Source organism: Pseudomonas sp. UC 17F4, assembly GCF_900101695.1.
Taxonomy (GTDB): Bacteria; Pseudomonadota; Gammaproteobacteria; order Pseudomonadales; family Pseudomonadaceae; genus Aquipseudomonas.
On the sequence record NZ_FNKV01000002.1, the window covers coordinates 35328 to 51629 of the forward strand.

The 16302-nt window shown below is 62.9% G+C and carries 13 protein-coding genes; 8 read left to right on the forward strand and 5 right to left on the reverse strand.

Annotated features, from left to right (window positions below; all coding sequences use genetic code 11):
- Positions 1-19: 19 nt before the first annotated feature.
- Positions 20-904, reverse strand: coding sequence for a KPN_02809 family neutral zinc metallopeptidase (locus tag BLR26_RS25430; RefSeq protein WP_093387823.1), 885 nt, complete (start codon positions 902-904; stop codon positions 20-22).
- Between the two features lie 200 nt (positions 905-1104).
- Between BLR26_RS25430 and pcaH the strand changes: the two genes are divergently transcribed.
- Both pcaH and pcaG read left to right on the forward strand, forming a co-directional pair.
- Positions 1105-1824, forward strand: coding sequence for a protocatechuate 3,4-dioxygenase subunit beta (gene pcaH / locus BLR26_RS25435; protein WP_093387826.1), 720 nt, complete (start codon positions 1105-1107; stop codon positions 1822-1824).
- 11 nt (positions 1825-1835) lie between these two features.
- Positions 1836-2441, forward strand: a complete 606-nt coding sequence (gene pcaG / locus BLR26_RS25440) for a protocatechuate 3,4-dioxygenase subunit alpha (protein WP_045195858.1) — start codon at positions 1836-1838, stop codon at positions 2439-2441.
- 56 nt (positions 2442-2497) lie between these two features.
- Here pcaG and BLR26_RS25445 read toward each other — a convergent pair whose 3' ends face one another.
- Positions 2498-5248: a beta-eliminating lyase-related protein gene (locus tag BLR26_RS25445; protein ID WP_218124503.1), complete on the reverse strand. Its 2751-nt coding sequence runs from the start codon at positions 5246-5248 to the stop codon at positions 2498-2500.
- 107 nt (positions 5249-5355) lie between these two features.
- Positions 5356-7068, reverse strand: coding sequence for an FAD-dependent oxidoreductase (locus BLR26_RS25450; RefSeq protein ID WP_093387829.1), 1713 nt, complete (start codon positions 7066-7068; stop codon positions 5356-5358).
- Between the two features lie 172 nt (positions 7069-7240).
- Between BLR26_RS25450 and BLR26_RS25455 the strand changes: the two genes are divergently transcribed.
- From BLR26_RS25455 to BLR26_RS25465, 3 genes are all read left to right on the forward strand, one after another.
- A complete protein-coding gene (locus BLR26_RS25455; protein WP_045195862.1) occupies positions 7241-8017 on the forward strand; it encodes an IclR family transcriptional regulator in 777 nt (258 codons plus the stop codon).
- A 111-nt stretch (positions 8018-8128) separates the two neighbouring features.
- Positions 8129-8935 carry a sugar phosphate isomerase/epimerase family protein gene (locus BLR26_RS25460; RefSeq protein ID WP_045195864.1) on the forward strand — a complete coding sequence of 269 codons (807 nt, stop codon included), beginning with the start codon at positions 8129-8131 and terminating at the stop codon, positions 8933-8935.
- Positions 8936-8953: 18 nt separating this feature from the next.
- Positions 8954-9832, forward strand: coding sequence for a DMT family transporter (locus tag BLR26_RS25465; RefSeq protein WP_045195866.1), 879 nt, complete (start codon positions 8954-8956; stop codon positions 9830-9832).
- Here the strand turns inward: BLR26_RS25465 and BLR26_RS25470 are convergent.
- A complete protein-coding gene (locus BLR26_RS25470) occupies positions 9829-11169 on the reverse strand; it encodes an MFS transporter (protein ID WP_045195868.1) in 1341 nt (446 codons plus the stop codon). The two genes, BLR26_RS25465 and BLR26_RS25470, sit on opposite strands and share 4 nt — an antisense overlap.
- Positions 11170-11378: 209 nt before the next feature.
- Here BLR26_RS25470 and quiC point away from each other — a divergent pair, with 209 nt between their 5' ends.
- Both quiC and BLR26_RS25480 read left to right on the forward strand, forming a co-directional pair.
- Positions 11379-13289, forward strand: coding sequence for a 3-dehydroshikimate dehydratase QuiC (gene quiC / locus BLR26_RS25475; protein WP_093387831.1), 1911 nt, complete (start codon positions 11379-11381; stop codon positions 13287-13289).
- Positions 13290-13366: 77 nt separating this feature from the next.
- Positions 13367-14035, forward strand: coding sequence for a TetR/AcrR family transcriptional regulator (locus tag BLR26_RS25480; protein ID WP_045195875.1), 669 nt, complete (start codon positions 13367-13369; stop codon positions 14033-14035).
- A gap of 59 nt (positions 14036-14094) precedes the next feature.
- Here BLR26_RS25480 and BLR26_RS25485 read toward each other — a convergent pair whose 3' ends face one another.
- The gene (locus BLR26_RS25485; protein ID WP_371128688.1) at positions 14095-14955 is read right to left on the reverse strand and encodes a shikimate dehydrogenase; all 861 of its coding nucleotides are present in this window, start codon (positions 14953-14955) and stop codon (positions 14095-14097) included.
- A gap of 171 nt (positions 14956-15126) precedes the next feature.
- On the opposite strand from BLR26_RS25485, the gene BLR26_RS25490 reads away from it, so the two are divergent.
- Entirely contained in the window at positions 15127-16299 is a 1173-nt protein-coding gene (locus tag BLR26_RS25490; RefSeq protein ID WP_093387834.1) for an alkaline phosphatase family protein, read from the forward strand.
- Positions 16300-16302: the final 3 nt, after the last annotated feature.

The window sequence follows — 16302 nt, forward strand, 5'->3', positions numbered from 1 at the left end:
CAGGCGGCCGCAAAATGGCTCAGAGCGAGCGTGCGCCGAAGGTGTCGCACTGGTTGATATCGCCCTTGGCGAAGCCGGTCTTGAACCAGCGCTGGCGCTGTTGCGAGGTGCCGTGGGTGAACGAATCCGGTACTACGCGGCCCTGGCCCTGCTGCTGCAGGCGGTCGTCACCGATGGCGTTGGCGGCGTTCAGGGCTTCTTCGATATCGCCCGGTTCCAGCCAGTTCAGGCGTTTTTGCGCCTGGTAGGCCCAGACCCCGGCCAGGCAGTCGGCCTGCAGTTCCTGGCGTACCAGCAAACCGTTGTCGCCTTCCATGCGCTCACCGCGCTGGCGTGCGGCCTGGACCTTGGCCGAAACGCCCAGCAGGGTTTGCACATGGTGGCCGACTTCGTGGGCGATCACGTAAGCCTGGGCAAAATCGCCGGCGGCCGAGAAGCGCTGTTCCATTTCACGGAAAAAGCTCATGTCCAGGTAGACCTTCTGGTCGGCCGGGCAATAGAACGGCCCGACTGCCGAAGAGGCAAAGCCGCAGGCTGAGTTGATCTGGCCGCTGAAGAGGATCAGGTTGGGGTCTTTATACTGGCGGCCGGCCTGGGCAAAGATGGCCTTCCAGGTGTCTTCGGTGTCGCCCAGCACCGACCTTACGAATTCCGCCTGCTCGTCATTGGCCGGTGGTGCCTTGCCGGTGCCGGTGGTCACTGGCGCGGTCTGTTGCTGGCCCATCTGCCCGGCCAGCTGGCCGAGGATCTGCAGCGGGTCCTGGCCGGTGATCCAGCCAATCCCGACAATCAACAGGATCGCGCCGATGCTCAGGCCCTTGCCACCGCCGAAGCGCATGCCGCCACCGCCCTCGCCACGGGCATCGACCACATTGTCGCTACGCCTGCCTTTTCGCCATTGCATGAGTGCTCTCCGGAGCTTGGAAACATGAGGACAAAGATTAGTTCACGGCGCGGGGCTCTGTCAGATTCCTGATTTATACATAACCATTTGGTTATGAATGGCGCTGTTCTTTTCAGTATTCGCCGGACCCTGCATACCGGAAACTGCAAGCTCGCCTGCCACGCCCAGGCCCTCCAATAATTCCAAGACAGGAGAACGGCATGTCTGCACAAGACAACAGTCGCTTCGCTATCCGTGATCGCAACTGGCACCCGAAAGCCTTGACCCCAGATTACAAGACCTCCGTCGCGCGCTCGCCGCGCCAGGCCCTGGTGAGCATCCCGCAGTCGATCAGCGAAAGCACCGGTCCGGATTTCTCCCACCTGAAATTCGGCCCTAACGATCATGACCTGCTGCTCAACTTCAATAACGGCGGCCTGCCGATCGGTGAGCGCATCGTCCTTGCCGGGCGCGTCTGCGACCAGCACGGCAAACCAATCCCGCACACCCTGGTAGAGATCTGGCAGGCCAACGCCGGTGGCCGCTACCGGCACAAGAACGACCGCTACCTGGCGCCGCTGGATCCCAACTTCGGCGGTGTCGGCCGTGCGCTGACCGACAGTGAAGGTTATTACAGCTTCCGCACCATCAAGCCGGGCCCGTACCCATGGCGCAATGGTCCCAACGACTGGCGCCCGGCGCATATCCATGTGTCGATCAGCGGTCCGTCGATTGCCACGCGGCTGATCACCCAGCTGTATTTCGAAGGCGATCCGTTGATCCCGATGTGCCCGATCGTCAAGTCGATTGCCAACCCTGACGCGGTGCAGAGCCTGATCGCCCGGCTGGACATGAGCAATACCAACCCCATGGATTGCCTGGCCTATCGCTTTGACATCGTGTTGCGCGGACAGCGCAAGACCCACTTCGAAAACTGCTGAGGAGGCGCCCCATGCCTATCGAACTGCTGCCGGAAACCCCTTCGCAGACCGCCGGCCCCTACGTGCATATCGGCCTGGCCCTGGAGGCCGCCGGCAACCCGACCCGCGACCAGGAAATCTGGAACTGCATGGCGCAAGCCGACGCGCCGGGCGAACACATCCTGGTGTTCGGCAACGTCTATGACGGCAACGGTCATCTGGTGCGCGACTCGTTCCTGGAGTTCTGGCAGGCCGACCACAACGGCAATTACCAGGGCGATTTCAACCTGGAAAAACCCTTCAACAGCTTTGGCCGTACCGCCACCACCTTCGATGCCGGTGAGTGGACCCTGCACACCATCAAGCCGGGCGTGGCCAAGAACGCCGCCGGCGTGCCGATGGCGCCGCACATCAACGTCAGCCTGTTTGCCCGGGGTATCAATATCCACCTGCAGACGCGCCTGTACTTCGATGACGAAGCCCAGGCCAATGCCCAGTGCCCGGTGCTCAACCTGATCGAGCAGCCGCAGCGGCGTGAGACCTTGGTGGCGACCCGCTGTGAAGTGGACGGCAAGCTGGCGTATCGCTTTGATATCCGCATTCAGGGTGAAGGCGAGACGGTGTTCTTCGATTTCTGAATGCGCCAGTGAGTGGCATGAGCAAAGCCCGCCATTGGCGGGCTTTTTTGTTCGGGTCAGCGTGGTGGGGGAATGTCGATGGATTCGGACTTCAGCAGTTTCAAGCCTTCATCGGCGTTGTAGCCATGAATCTCTTTCACGTCGAGCTTGCGCATGAACGAGAGCGTTTCAGCAGTGATTACCTGGCCCGGTACCAGGATCGGAAACCCCGGCGGATAGGGGGTCACGAAGTTTGCTGAAATCAACGGCGGGCCGTTTTCCAGGCGTTCGTCGATGGTTTTGTCGAACAGACGAAGATGCTCGCACGCTGCACTGTCATAGGCTTTGTAGTAAGCACTGCGAATGTCTCCTTCTGCCGTACTGCTGTTCGCCGACTCACGAAAAGCTGGGTAGAAATGGCTGAAGTCGGGCAGGTCCGGCACATCTTCCATAAGTGACGTGACGCGTGCATTAAAGGCTTCACGCAGGTTGTCGTCACTGGTGCCCAGGCGGTCCTCCAGTTCGCGGCTGATACGTACCAGCACCCGGATCAGGTGTGCCACGTCACTGCGAGTGTTGTTGATGTTGGTTTGCAGCAGCACGCTGTTGCGAGAGGTTTTGTTCAACTGGACATCGTAGCGGTTGGTCAGCAAATTCTTGAATGTGGTGCCGTCAAAGCCTGCATGGCCACAGACCAGCGTCAGGCGGGTAGGGTCCAGGGCGACTTCATCGGTGTTCAGGGCATCGACGACGGTGGACCACGCAGTGCCCTTGGCCAGGTAATCCTGCAGCCCTGAAGCCCGATAGACCGTTGGCACCAGGTCCTCGATCGTGAGTATCTTGAAATACTGGGATATCAGCGGGTGGCGGCCGACCTCCCGACGGATGTCGAAGGCCAACTGGGTTGCCGACATCACCAGTTCATAGCCTTCCAGCTCCATTTGCCGGCGGGCAACATCCAGGGACGCAATGATTTGCTGATTGGGGGAGGTGGACGTGTGGGTAAATACCGCCTCGCGGAACGATGCTTCGACGTGATGGAAGTCCTGATCGTCGACCAGGATCATCGAGCCCTGGCGCAGCGCCGACATAGACTTATGGGTGGAGTTGGTCTGGTAGACGCGCACGCGGGTGGTGTCCGGGTCCATCAGCAGGTGTTCCTGCAGCAGCGCAGGGTCATCGGCAGCAAGCGCTTGCAGCCGTTCGCGCTGGCATTCGAAGGCGTACCGGTACTGCGGGCAACTGAGCGCCTGCTTGAGTTGTGCGGCGGCGCCCATGCCGGTTCGACGACGCAGCAGGGGTGAAAAGCGTGCAAAACCAAACCAGGCTTCATCCCAGAGAAAGGCCAGGTCCGGTTTGATTGCCAGGCATTCTTCCATGACCCGGAAGGTGTTGTAGACGTGCCCATCGAAGGTGCAGTTGGTCAACACCAGCAGTTTGACCCGATGCAGTTTTCCTTCTTTTTTCAGGTCGAGTAGCGCTTGCTTGATAGCGCTCAGTGGCACTGCGCCGTACATCGAGTATCGGGGCAGCGGGTAGGCTTCGACATACAGCGGATAGGCGCCGGTCAGCACCATGGCGTAGTGGTGTGACTTGTGGCAGTTACGATCGACAATGACAATGTCACTGGGCGCAAGCAGGGCTTGTTCAACGATCTTGTTCGAGGTCGAGGTGCCATTGGTGACGAAAAACGCCTGCTGTGCGCCGAACGCATGGGCTGCCCGGTCCTGGGCCTTTTTGATGTTGCCGGTGGGCTCTAGCAGGCTGTCGAGCCCGCCCGTGGTGGCAGAGCTTTCGGCCAGAAACAGGTTGATGCCATAGAATTCGCCCATGTCGCGGATCCAGTTCGACTTGAATATCGATTTTCCGCGGGCAATGGGCAGCGCATGGAAGGTGCCGATAGGACGTTGAGCATAGTGTTTCAGGTTGTTGAAAAACGGCGTTTCATAGCGCTTTGCAACGCCTTGCAGCAGGCTCAGGTGGATCTCCAGCGGCTCCTCGACTTCGTAGAACACCCGGCTGATGAACGCGTAGTCTTCATCACCGGCAATTCGCTCAACCTGACGATCGCTGAGCAGCAGGATATCGAGCTCTGGCCTGATGGACTTGATCGCTCGGGCCAGTGGCAAGGCCAGGTTCGTGGAGTCTTCGCCGTCCGGGCTGTTGCCCAGGTGTGGCGCCAGCAGCTCACGCACCCAGGCGGCGCGACAGCTCGATGTAAAAGCGAAACCTTCGTAGATCACCACCGCTTGCAGGTTGACGTTGAGTATCACCGCGAGCAACGCATCCTCAAAGGAGCCGGTCATGACGGGCTCGTAGATGAAGGGGTCCTGGTGGCGGCGCAACTGGCGAATGGCCTGACGGTGCTGCGGCCATGTCGAGATTGGCGCGGGGCTGACAATCAGAGTTTCGAAATACGGACGATGTGCGGACGCAGCGGCGAAACTACGGGGCGCGGGTGCGTCGGGCAGGTCCTCGCTGGCCTCCCAGTCGTTTGCGTCTTGCTTGTAACTGCGGTCGAGCAGCGAACTGCTGATGCGCTGAGCCAGATGCAGGGCTCCGATGCCATTGCCCGCTGCTACGCGTTCGACCAGCAGGGCCAGCAGGCGAGGGCCCGGGTAAGCCTGATAAGCCTCCAATTGCGCAAGCTGCTCGAGTTGGGCAAGGCATTGCTGCTGGACCTTCGCGCTAGCGGGCTGATCTTTGCAGTTGCGCCAGCGGCGACACAGGGCGTTGAGTTCACGCCACAAGTCAACGCGGGCAGTGGTACAGGAAAACAGTTGATCGATTGGCTTTGCGTCGCCATCGGGCAGGGTCAGGTTGTTCACGGTTCAATTCCTTTTGAACGGTCGCCGGAGCCGTGAAGTATTCGCGTTGCGGATAATCGTGAGCAGCCTGTCTGCTTTCCCTGTGATGCAATGCTGCAAGGTACGCCTTACTCGTAGTCTGTCACCCCGGCAATATGCCGCCCGGCGATATAGCCGAACGTCGCCGCCGGCCCCAGGTTGATCCCGCCCGCCGGATAGTGCCCGCCCATGATGCTGGCCATGTCGGTGCCCACCGCATACAACCCGGCAATCACCTCACGCTTTTCATCCAGCACCTGCGCGTGGGTGTTGGTCCTGAGCCCGGCGAAGGTGCCGAAACAGCCCGGTTCGACCTTTACCGCATAGAACGGCCCGTTCTCGATCGGCGCCACGCACGGATTTGGTCCGTGCAGGGCATCGCCCTGTTTGCGGTTGTAAGGGGTGGAGCCGCGGCCGAAGTGCGGGTCTTCGCCGTTGCGGGCATGCCGGTTGTACTCGGCGACCGTTGCCACCAGGCCTTGAGGGTCAATGCCGCAGGCCCGCGCCAGGGCTTCGATACTGTCGCCGGTCTTCAGGTAGCCGGATTTGATCAACGGCTGCAGCGGCAACGGAAACGGCCGTGAAATGCCCAGGCCATAACGGCGCTGGAAGGCATGGCTGCAGATCAGCCACGATTCGACCTTGTCCCCCGGCGCCTTGGCGACCATGGCGCTGACATAGTCGTAGTAGCCGTCGGCCTCGTTGACGAAGCGCTTGCCGTCGGCGAGCACGCCGATGATGCCGGGCTTGGCCCGTTCGATGATGTGCGGGAAATGCCCGCTGCTGCCGTCCTTGTAAGGCACCCGCGATACCGGCGCCCAGGCCACCGGGCTGTGCAGGTCGTCAGCCACCTGGCCGCCAACGCTTTCGCCCAGGCGCAGGCCGTCACCATTGGCGCCCAGCGGCGGCAGCGCCAGGTGTTCGTGGCCGGTGGGTGTACGCGGGAACAGCGCCTTGCGCCGTTCGATGTCGTTGGCAAAGCCGCCGGCGGCCAGCACCACGGCCTTGCGCGCATTTATTTGGATCGGCCCGCGCGCGGTTTCAATCAGCGCACCGCTGACCCGGCCATGCTCGCGGAGCAACTGCCGAGCCGCTGCCGATTCCCAGAGCAACACGCCAAGGTCTTCAGCCGACTTGGCCAGCCGAGCGACCAGGGCTACGCCGTTGACCAGTTGCAGGGCCCGGCCGCGGGTTGCCAGATCGAGCAGGTGGCGGCTCAAACGCTTGCTCACATGCAGCAGCGAGCGCCAGGAACGGGTGAGGCTGAGGAAGGCGCCGAGGTCCTTGCCGGCCATGATCGGCATGCCCATGAACGAGGTTTCGCGCATGGTTTTGCGCAGGCGCTTGAGCAGCTTTTTGCCCAGCTGGCGGCCATCGTAGGGGGCGGCAATTACCGAACGCCCGCCGGTGCCGGCGCCAGGGGTATTACCGTGAATGTCGGCGATGCCATTGCCGTCGGCAAATTGCAGGGCGGTATGGCGCTCGAAGAACGACACCATGTTGGGCGCCGCGTCGAGAAACGCATCGATCATCGGCCCATCGAAACGTTCGCCCAGTTCATGCTCCAGATAAGTGCGCGGCTGCGAGCGCTGCTCGATGATCCCGGCGCGCTGCGCCAGCGGGTTGCACGGTACCCACATCCAGCCACCGGACCAGGCCGTGGCGCCGCCGAACACCGGGTCCTTTTCGACCACGATGACCTTCTGGCCATGCCAGGCGGCGGTCACGGCGGCGGCCAGCCCGGCGGCGCCGGAGCCGATGACCAGTACATCGCATTCGACCAGCGGGGTATCGACGGGCATGAGCAGTATCCTCCAGGCAGTTTTGTTATATTTTGGAACTGTATTCCATATTTTATGGTTTGATCTGTCGCCCAGCCAAGGCGTGCCACGACAAAGTGGGCGAAGATCGGACAGTGATTTGCGCTTTCGCCGGGGCTCTTTAGAATCGGCACAAATTTCAGGGACCATGACCATGGCCGGCAGTCAGATCGAACGCGCGTTCAGCCTTCTCGAACGCCTCACCAGCGACCCGCGCGGGCTGCCCCTGCAGACCCTGGCCGAAGAGCTGGACATCCCCAAGAGCGCCACCCATCGCATGCTCGCCGAGCTGATGCGCCTGGGCTATGTGCGCCAGAACGCCGAGAGCAGCCGCTATCACCTGAGCACCCGCCTGGTGGCCATGGGTTTTCGCTATCTGGCCAGCAGTGGCGCCGATATCGTCCAGCCGATTCTTGATCAACTGGCCCAGCAGACCGGCGAGCTGGTGCGCCTGGGGGTGATCGACGGCGAACGCCAGACCTGGATCGCCAAGGCCCAAGGCGCCCGCTCCGGCTTGCGCTACGACCCGGACATGGGCCGTGATGCGCCGTTGTTCTACACCGCCTCCGGGCATGCGTGGCTGTCGAGCCTGAGCGATGCCCAGGCCTTGTTGCTGGTGGAGCGCCAAGGCATCGCCGACCCGGCGCAGTTCGGCCCCAACGCACCGAAGTCCAATGCCGAGCTGCTCGAACGCCTGCGTGTTGCCCGCGAGCATGGCTATGCCTGGGTGGTGGAGAGTTCGGCAGTGGGGATGTCGGCGCTGGCGGCGGTGGTGCGGCACCCGCTGGATGGCCATGCGGTTGGCGTGCTCAGCGTTGCCGGGCCCAGTGCGCGGATGAGCGAGGCACGCATGCACGAGCTGGCGCCGGTGTTGCTGGCGGCGGTGGCGGAGTTGTCGGCGGCAAGTCCTGCTTCTGAGTTGTTTGTCTAGAAGCATCACGGGTCAAGCCCGCTCCTGCACTCGCGATCCGTTTTTTCGCTTGCATTGAAATTGGAACTAAGTTCTAAATATTTCCAAATTCAATTCGCCGAGAAAACAACAATGAGCCAACGCGTGATGTCCCTTGCCGCCCTGACGGTACTCGAGCTGTCGCCTGTCGACATGGTCGAGGTTGCTGCCCGCGCAGGCTACAGCCATGTCGGCCTGCGCCTGGAACCGGCCACGGCCGAGGAACATCACTTTGCGCTGGTGGCCGACGCCGGCCTGCGCCGGCAGACCGCCGCGCGCCTGCGCGATACCGGCATCCAGGTGCTGGATGTGGAGATTTTGCGGCTCAAGCCCGAGACCTGCGTGGCCGACTTCGAAGCCCTGCTGGCCGTCGGCGCCGAGTTCGGCGCCAGCGAGCTGCTGGTGGCCGGCAACGATCCTGACGAGCAACGCCAGAGCGACAATTTTGCGGCCCTCTGCGACCTGGCCGCAGATTACGGCCTGCATCCGCACCTGGAGTTCATGCCCTGGACCGACGCCAAGAACCTCACCCAGGCCTGGCGCATCGTCGAGCAGGCCGGGCGCGACAATGGCGGGGTGCTGGTCGATGCCTTTCACTTTGACCGCTCCGGCTCGTCGCTGGATGAGTTGCGCCAGGTGCCGGCCTCGCGGCTACGCTATGCACAGTTGTGCGACGTGGCCGGGCCGCGTCCGCACGATATGGCCGAGATCTTGCGTCAGGCGCGCAACGAGCGGCGGTTTCCCGGCGATGGCAATTGCGATTTGCCCGGCTTGTTGCGTAGCCTGCCGCAGAACATTGCGCTGAGCCTGGAAATTCCCGTTCGCGACCAGGGCCTGAGCGCCTTGCAGCGGGCACAGATGGCCCTGGACAAGACCTGTCAGTTGCTCCGTCAACTCTGAACCTGCGAGCTTTTATCGATGCCCCGTCCTACTGCGCTCGACGCTGTCAGCCAACCGCTCAAGGGCATTGCCCTGGTGGTGCTGGCGACCTTTCTGTTCGCCAGCCACGACGCCTTGTCGAAGTACCTGGCGGGGTTCTATCCGATTCTCTGGGTGGTGTGGGCGCGCTACCTGGTGCACACCCTGCTGATGATGGTGATCTTCCTGCCGCAGTCGGGCCTGCGCGTGTTGCGCACCCGGCGACCGGGGCTGCAGACCTTGCGCGCGCTGTGCCTGCTGGGCACCAGCCTGTTGTTCACCACCGCCCTGCAGTACATACCGCTGGCCGAGGCGACGGCGGTCAACTTCCTCGCGCCGTTGCTGGTCACGGCGCTGTCGCTGCCGCTGCTGGGCGAGAAGGTCACGCGAGGGCAATGGGTGGCGGTGCTGGTGAGTTTTGTCGGGGTGACGGTGATCATCCATCCGGGCGGGGCCTTGTTTACCCCGGCGGTGTTGCTGCCATTTGGCTCGGCCTTGTGCTTCTGCTTCTACCAGTTGCTGACGCGCAAGCTCAGCGGCACCGACAGCCCGACCACCAGCAACTTCTTCACCGGCCTGCTCAACACCTTGGTGATGAGCGCCGTGGTGCCGATGTTCTGGCAGACCCCGAGCTTCATCCATGGCCTGATGGCCGTGGCCCTGGGCACCTGCGGGATGACCGCGCACCTGTTCCTGACCCAGGCGTTCCGGCATGCGCCACCGGCCATGCTGGCGCCGTTCAGTTACTGTCAGATCGTGTTCGCCGGTGTTCTCGGCCTGGTGTTGTTCGGACACAGCCCGGACATGGCCGGGCTGGTGGGGATTGCCTTGATCTGCCTCAGCGGCCTGGGCGCCGCCTGGTTGCAACGGCGGCGTTAGGCCTCGACCTTCGGCACCTTGCGCGGGGCCATGAAGTACATCCAGGTCAGGGCGATGAAGTACATGGCCGGGATCATGGTGAACAGCAGGGTGTAATTGTTGTTGGTGGTGGTCAGGATGTAGCCGACCAGCTGGGTCATGAACATGCCGCCGATGGCCGCGCACATGCCGCCGAAACCGAACACCGTGCTCATCATGTGCTTGGGCGTGTAGTCCATGACCAGGCTCCAGATGTTGGCGGTCCAGGCCTGGTGCGCGGCGATGGCCAGGGAAATCGCCAGCACCGCGACCCACAGGCTGCTGGCGCCGGCGGCGAAGATCACGCCGATGATGGTGGTGGCGAACAGCAGCATCGACAGCAGCCGCGCCTTGACCGGGGCCATGCCGCGGCCGATCAGGAACGACGAAAGAATGCCACCGCCGACACTGCCGAAATCCGCGCTCAGGTAGATGACGATCAGCGGGATGCCCATCTGCGTGACGCTGATGCCCAGGCTGTATTGCTGGTTGAGGAACGGTGGCAGCCAGTACAGGTAGAACCAGAACACCGGCGCGGTCATCGAGTAAGCCAGGGCGAAGGCCCAGGTGCCGCGCATGCGCAGGATTCGTGAGAACGGCACGCGGGCTTGTTCCGGTTCCACTTCGCTTTGCACGTAGGCCAGTTCTTCTTTGCTGACGCTCGGGTGATCTTCCGGGTTGAAGTATTTCAGGCCCCAGAACACTACCCAGACCAGGCCCAGGGCGCCCATGCCGATGAACGCCGCTTGCCAGCCCCAGACGGTGAGGATCAACGGCAACAGCATCGGCGTGAACATGGCGCCGACGTTGGTGCCGGCGTTGAAAATGCCGGTGGCCACGGCGCGCTCACCGGCCGGGAACCATAAGCGGGTGGTCTTGACGCAGGCGGGGTAGTTGGCCGCTTCGGTCAGGCCGAGAATGAACCGGCAGACCATGAAGCCCACCGCCGAGGTGGCCAGGCCATGGGCGCCGGTAGCCAGGCTCCAGAGCAGCACGGCGCAGAAGAACACGCGCTTGACGCCGACCCGGTCGATCAGCCGGCCTTGCAGCACGAAGCCGATGGCGTAACCGACCTGGAACCAGAAGTTGATGTTGGCGTAGTCCATCGCCGTCCAGCTCATCTCCTTGGCCAGAATTGGCTGCATCACCCCGAGGGCGGCGCGGTCGATGTAGTTCAAGGTGGTGGCGAAGAACACCAGCGCGAGCATGACCCAGCGGGTCTTGCCGACAGCCATGGCGCCACGCAGCTTGTCGCCGATGCCGGCGTGCGCAGTAGTACCCAGGGGCTGGGCCATGCGGGTGGATTGAGAGTGGATCATCGCGGGTTACCCGTATTTTTATGTTTATGGGTCAAGCCTTGGTGTCGAAATGGTGCGCCTGTGGTCAAAAAAGGGTCAATTGACTGAACGCTATATTGGGCGATAATCGAACACAAAACTAACTAGTTCGTACCTTTTGCATTGAGCAAAATTTGCTCAACACCAATAATTCCTCCACCGGTTTTTGCCTGCCCATCGGAGCCAGAATAATGCAGCGTTCGATCGCCACCGTATCCTTGAGCGGTACTTTGCCAGAAAAACTCGAAGCCATCGCCGCCGCGGGCTTCGATGGGGTCGAGATCTTCGAGAACGACCTGCTGTACTACGCCGGCAGCCCGCGCGAAATTCGCCAGCGCTGCGCCGATCTGGGCCTGGCGATTACCCTGTTCCAGCCGTTTCGCGATTTCGAGGGCTGCCGCCGCGATCGCCTGGCGCGCAACCTGGAACGCGCGGAACGCAAATTCGATTTGATGCAGGAACTGGGCACCGATCTGGTGCTGGTGTGCAGCAATGTCGCCGCCGATTCCCTGGGTGAGCGCCAGGTGCTGATCGACGACCTGCGCCTGCTGGCCGAGCGCGCTGGGGCCCGTGGCCTGCGCATCGGCTACGAAGCCCTGGCCTGGGGCCGCCACGTGAACACCTGGGAGCAGGTCTGGGACATCGTCAAAACGGCTGACCACGCAAGCCTGGGGATGATCCTCGACAGCTTCCACACCTTGTCGCTCAAGGGCGACCCACGGGCTATCGCCCAGGTGCCGGGGGACAAGATTTTTTTCGTGCAGATGGCCGACGCGCCGCTCCTGGCCATGGACGTGCTGGAGTGGAGCCGGCACTTTCGCTGCTTTCCGGGGCAGGGCGAGTTTGACCTGGCGGGTTTTCTCGCGCCGATCCTGGCCAGCGGTTACAGCGGCCCGCTGTCGCTGGAGATCTTCAACGATGGCTTTCGCGCCGCACCGCCTCGGGCCAATGCCGCCGATGGCCTGCGCTCGCTGCTGTACCTGGAAGAAAAGACCCGCCAGCGCCTTGAGCAAGACCGCGTAGCGCCGGCCAGCGACGACCTGCTGTTCGCCCCACCACGTGCCAGCGCCTACGATGGCGTCGAGTTTCTCGAGTTCGCCGTCGACGACGCCCTGGGGGCCAAGCTCGGCAACTGGCTGGAGCGCCTGGGCTTTACCCGCGCCGGCGTGCACCGTTCGAAGAATGTCAGCCTGCTGCGCCAGGGCGACATCAACCTGATCCTCAACGCCGAGCCTTATTCCTTCGCCCATAACTTCTTTGAGAGTCATGGCCCGTCGCTGTGCGCCACGGCGATCCGGGTCAAGGACAGCGCCCAGGCCCTGGCCCGTGCCGTGGCCTACCATGGCCAGCCCTATCGCGGCCTGGTCGGCCCCAACGAGCGCGAGCTGGCGGCGGTGCGTGCGCCGGACGGCAGCTTGATCTACCTGGTCGACCAGGATGCCCAGGGCCGGACTATCTATGACACCGACTTCAGCCTGCAGCCGCAAGCGGGCAGCAGCCTGGGCCTGACCCGCATCGACCATATGGCCCTGGCCTTGCCGGCCGACGGCTTGGACAGCTGGGCGCTGTTCTACAAGAGCGTGCTGGACTTTACTGCCGACGACGAAGTGGTGTTGCCCGACCCTTATGGTCTGGTCAAGAGTCGCGCCTTGCGCAGCCGTTGCAGCTCGATCCGCCTGCCGCTGAATATTTCGGAAAACCGTAATACGGCGATTGCCCATGCCCTGTCGCATTACCGCGGTTCCGGCGTGCACCACATTGCCTTTGACTGCGAGGACATTTTTACTGCGGTCAAACAGGCCAAGGAGTCGGGGGTGGCTTTGCTCGACATTCCGCTCAACTACTACGACGACCTTGCCGCACGCTTTGATTTCGACGACGAGTTCCTCAGCGAACTGGCTTACTACAACGTGCTCTACGACCGCGATGCCCAGGGCGGTGAGCTGTTTCATGTGTACACCGAGCCGTTTGAGGAGCGCTTCTTCTTCGAGGTGCTGCAACGGCGTAACGGCTACAGCGGCTATGGCGCGGCCAACGTCGCCGTGCGCCTGGCCGCCATGGCCAAGGCCCGCGCCGGCGCGCCGGCCCAGGCCAAGTTGTAGGGCGCAGGCGCCGAGGCTTCCTTACTCAGCACCCGGGGCTCATAATTGCCGGGTTAACCGATGGCCATGAGTCCCGTATGACGACTACCCCAGCACTCTGCGCAGCCCCCGAACAAGCGCCGCGCAAGGGCCGCAAGAACAATCCGGAAAAGACCCGCGAGAATATTCTCCAGGCGGCAATCAGCGAGTTCGTCCAGCAGGGGCTGGCCGGCGCCCGGGTCGATGCGATCGCCGAGCGCACGCAAACCTCCAAGCGCATGATCTACTACTACTTCAACAGCAAGGAGCAGTTGTACGTAGAAGTGCTGGAGAAGCTCTACGGCGATATTCGCAGCACTGAAAGCAACCTGCACCTGGCCGAACTCGAGCCGCGCCTGGGCATCCGCCGGCTGGTGGAATTCACCTTCGATCACCATGATCGCAACGTCGATTTCGTGCGCATCGTCTGCAACGAGAACATGCACCACGGCGAGTACGTGAAGCGCTCGGCGGCGATTCGCTCGATGAACAAGACCGTACTCACGGCGCTGGATGAAGTGCTCAAGCGCGGCGCTGGCGAGGGGGTATTCCGCCAGGGGCTGGAGGCGCTGGATGTGCACCTGCTGATCAGCTCGTTCTGCTTCTACCGGGTGTCGAACCGGCACACCTTTGGCGAGATCTTCCAGGTGGACTTCGAGGACAAGGCGGTCAAGGACCGGCATCGGCAGATGATTTGCGAGTCGGTGCTTAGATTTTTGCAGGCCTGAGTATTTTCGCGGGGCAAGCCCGTTCCTACCGTAGGAGCGGGCTTGCCCCGCGATGCTTTTCAGTCACCCAGACTGTTGAAGTGCTCGATCATCCGCGCCGCATCAGGCTTCACCCCGCTGAACAGTTCAAACGCCTTCACCGCCTGGAACACCGCCATGTTCGCCCCGCTCAGGGTGCGGCAGCCCAGGGCCCGGGCTTCGCGCAGCAGTTCGGTTTGCAGCGGAAAGTAAACAATCTCCGCCACCCACAGATCCGCCCGTAGCAGCGCCTTGGGCACCGGCATGCCCGGCAGCTTGGCCATGCCCATGGGCGTGGTGTTGACCAGGCCGTCGGCGCTGGCCATGGCGCTTTGCAGGTCATGACCGACCCTGGCGCGGCTGCCGGCAAAGTGCTGGTTGAGGTTGTCCACAAGGGCCTGGGCACGGGCCGGTTCGACATCGAACACGCTCAGTTGCCCGACCGCTTCTTCCAGCAGCGCATGAGCTACCGCAGCGCCGGCGCCACCGGCGCCCATCTGCACCACCTGGCGGCGCGGCGCGTCGCTCAGGCCACGGCGAAAGCCCTCGGCAAAACCCAGGCAGTCGGTGTTGTGGCCGATGCGCTTGCCGTCCTTGAGTACCACGGTGTTCACCGCGCCGATACCGCGCGCTTGCGGTGACAGTTCGTTGAGCAGCGGCAGGATCGCCTGCTTGCACGGGAAGGTGATGTTCAGGCCGGTGAAGCCCATGTGCTCGGCCGCGGTCAGCAGCTCTTCGAGGGCGCTGCTGTCGAGCTTGAGCTGGTCCAGGTCGATCAGCCGGTACAGGTAGTTCAGGCCTTGCGCGGCGCCTTCGTGCTCGTGCAGCGCCGGGGTGCGCGAAGCCTGGATGCCCGCGCCGATAAGGCCGGCAAGAATGCCGGAAGAAGAGGCCAAAGCCATGTTGAAAACTCCGTTGTTATTCTTGGTGATGAAGCGGGAGTGCCTTCGCTTAAAAATGTACCGAATGGTTAATTTGGTCAATCGGGCGCAAGGCCGCAGGGGTGTTTTCTGTGCGCTGATCGCACAGCCTGTGCTACACCTGTTGCTTTGCACCTGACCACGGAGGGCAACATGGCAACGCCGATCAACGACCTGCAGTCGCTGGGTGAAACCTGGCCGGGCCTGGCCAACCTCACCCAGTCGATTTTCGCGGCCCTGGGTGGCCACGGTTTTCGCAATGCCTTTCGCCTCGACCATTCGCGCAGCACCTGCCTGCTGCTGATCGACGGCCTGGGCTGGAACCTGCTGCAGGCCTACGCCCGGCATGCGCCGTTTCTTGCCTCGCTGATGCAGCCGGACAGCCACTTCAAGGTAGGCTTTCCAGCCACCACGGCGACCAGCCTGGCCTCGGTGGCTTGCGGGCTGGGCAGCGGCGCCCACGGTATCGTCGGCTGCGGCTTTGCCCTGGATGAGCACACTGAACTGTCGCCACTGACCTGGACCACCTCGCCCTTGCAGGTCGAGGCGCAGGCCAGTGGCGCGCCGCCGCCGGAGACTTTTATCGTGCCCGCCGATGCCTGGGGCCAGGCCGCGGCCCAGGACATCGCCATCAGCACGGTGATGCTCGGGCGCTATGCCAGTTCCGACTTCACCCGGGCGATTTACAGGGCCGGCAAGATCCTCCCTGCGCCGGCCTATGATGCCTATCCGGAACTGGTCAATGCCGCCCTGGCCGTGCCGGGGCCGGCGTTCTGCTTCGCCTATTTCGGCGACCTGGATTTTGCCGGGCACCTGTTCGGCCCAGGCTCCGAGGGCTGGCTCAAGCAGTTGCAGATTGCCGACCAGCTGGCCCGGGCCATCGCCCAATCCTTGCCTGAGCAGGCGCGGCTGATGGTGATTGCCGACCACGGCATGCTGGCGCTGGACAGCGAACAGGTGCGCGACTTTGATCTGGACCCGGCGCTGCAGGAGGGCGTGCGGGCGATGGCCGGGGATATTCGTGCGCGCTACCTGTACACCCACGCGCACCATCAGGACCGCGTGCACGAGCGCTGGCAGAATCGCCTGGGGGAGGGCTATCACGTGTTGAGCAAGGCCCAGGCGATTGCCAAGGGGCTGTTCGGCGATGTACTGCTAAGCCAGGCGGAGGCGCGGATTGGCGATCTGATCGTGGTCCCGCGCGGGGCGGGCGGGATCATTCGCAGCGAGGTGGAAAAGCACGCCAGCCAATGGCGCGGGCACCATGGGGCGTTGACCGATGAGGATCAGCTGGTGCCGTTGTTGATGTGTTCGGGGCTCGGCTGAAGG

Excerpts from the sequence above, each read along its gene's own strand:
- BLR26_RS25450 (WP_093387829.1), bottom strand. The coding sequence starts at position 7,068 with ATGCCCGTCGATACCCCGCTGGTCGAATGCGATGTACTGGTCATCGGC.
- pcaG (WP_045195858.1), top strand. The coding sequence starts at position 1,836 with ATGCCTATCGAACTGCTGCCGGAAACCCCTTCGCAGACCGCCGGCCCC.
- BLR26_RS25430 (WP_093387823.1), bottom strand. The coding sequence starts at position 904 with ATGCAATGGCGAAAAGGCAGGCGTAGCGACAATGTGGTCGATGCCCGT.
- BLR26_RS25485 (WP_371128688.1), bottom strand. The coding sequence starts at position 14,955 with ATGGCTTTGGCCTCTTCTTCCGGCATTCTTGCCGGCCTTATCGGCGCG.
- BLR26_RS25490 (WP_093387834.1), top strand. The coding sequence starts at position 15,127 with ATGGCAACGCCGATCAACGACCTGCAGTCGCTGGGTGAAACCTGGCCG.
- BLR26_RS25480 (WP_045195875.1), top strand. The coding sequence starts at position 13,367 with ATGACGACTACCCCAGCACTCTGCGCAGCCCCCGAACAAGCGCCGCGC.
- BLR26_RS25470 (WP_045195868.1), bottom strand. The coding sequence starts at position 11,169 with ATGATCCACTCTCAATCCACCCGCATGGCCCAGCCCCTGGGTACTACT.
- pcaH (WP_093387826.1), top strand. The coding sequence starts at position 1,105 with ATGTCTGCACAAGACAACAGTCGCTTCGCTATCCGTGATCGCAACTGG.
- BLR26_RS25455 (WP_045195862.1), top strand. The coding sequence starts at position 7,241 with ATGGCCGGCAGTCAGATCGAACGCGCGTTCAGCCTTCTCGAACGCCTC.
- BLR26_RS25465 (WP_045195866.1), top strand. The coding sequence starts at position 8,954 with ATGCCCCGTCCTACTGCGCTCGACGCTGTCAGCCAACCGCTCAAGGGC.
- BLR26_RS25460 (WP_045195864.1), top strand. The coding sequence starts at position 8,129 with ATGAGCCAACGCGTGATGTCCCTTGCCGCCCTGACGGTACTCGAGCTG.
- quiC (WP_093387831.1), top strand. The coding sequence starts at position 11,379 with ATGCAGCGTTCGATCGCCACCGTATCCTTGAGCGGTACTTTGCCAGAA.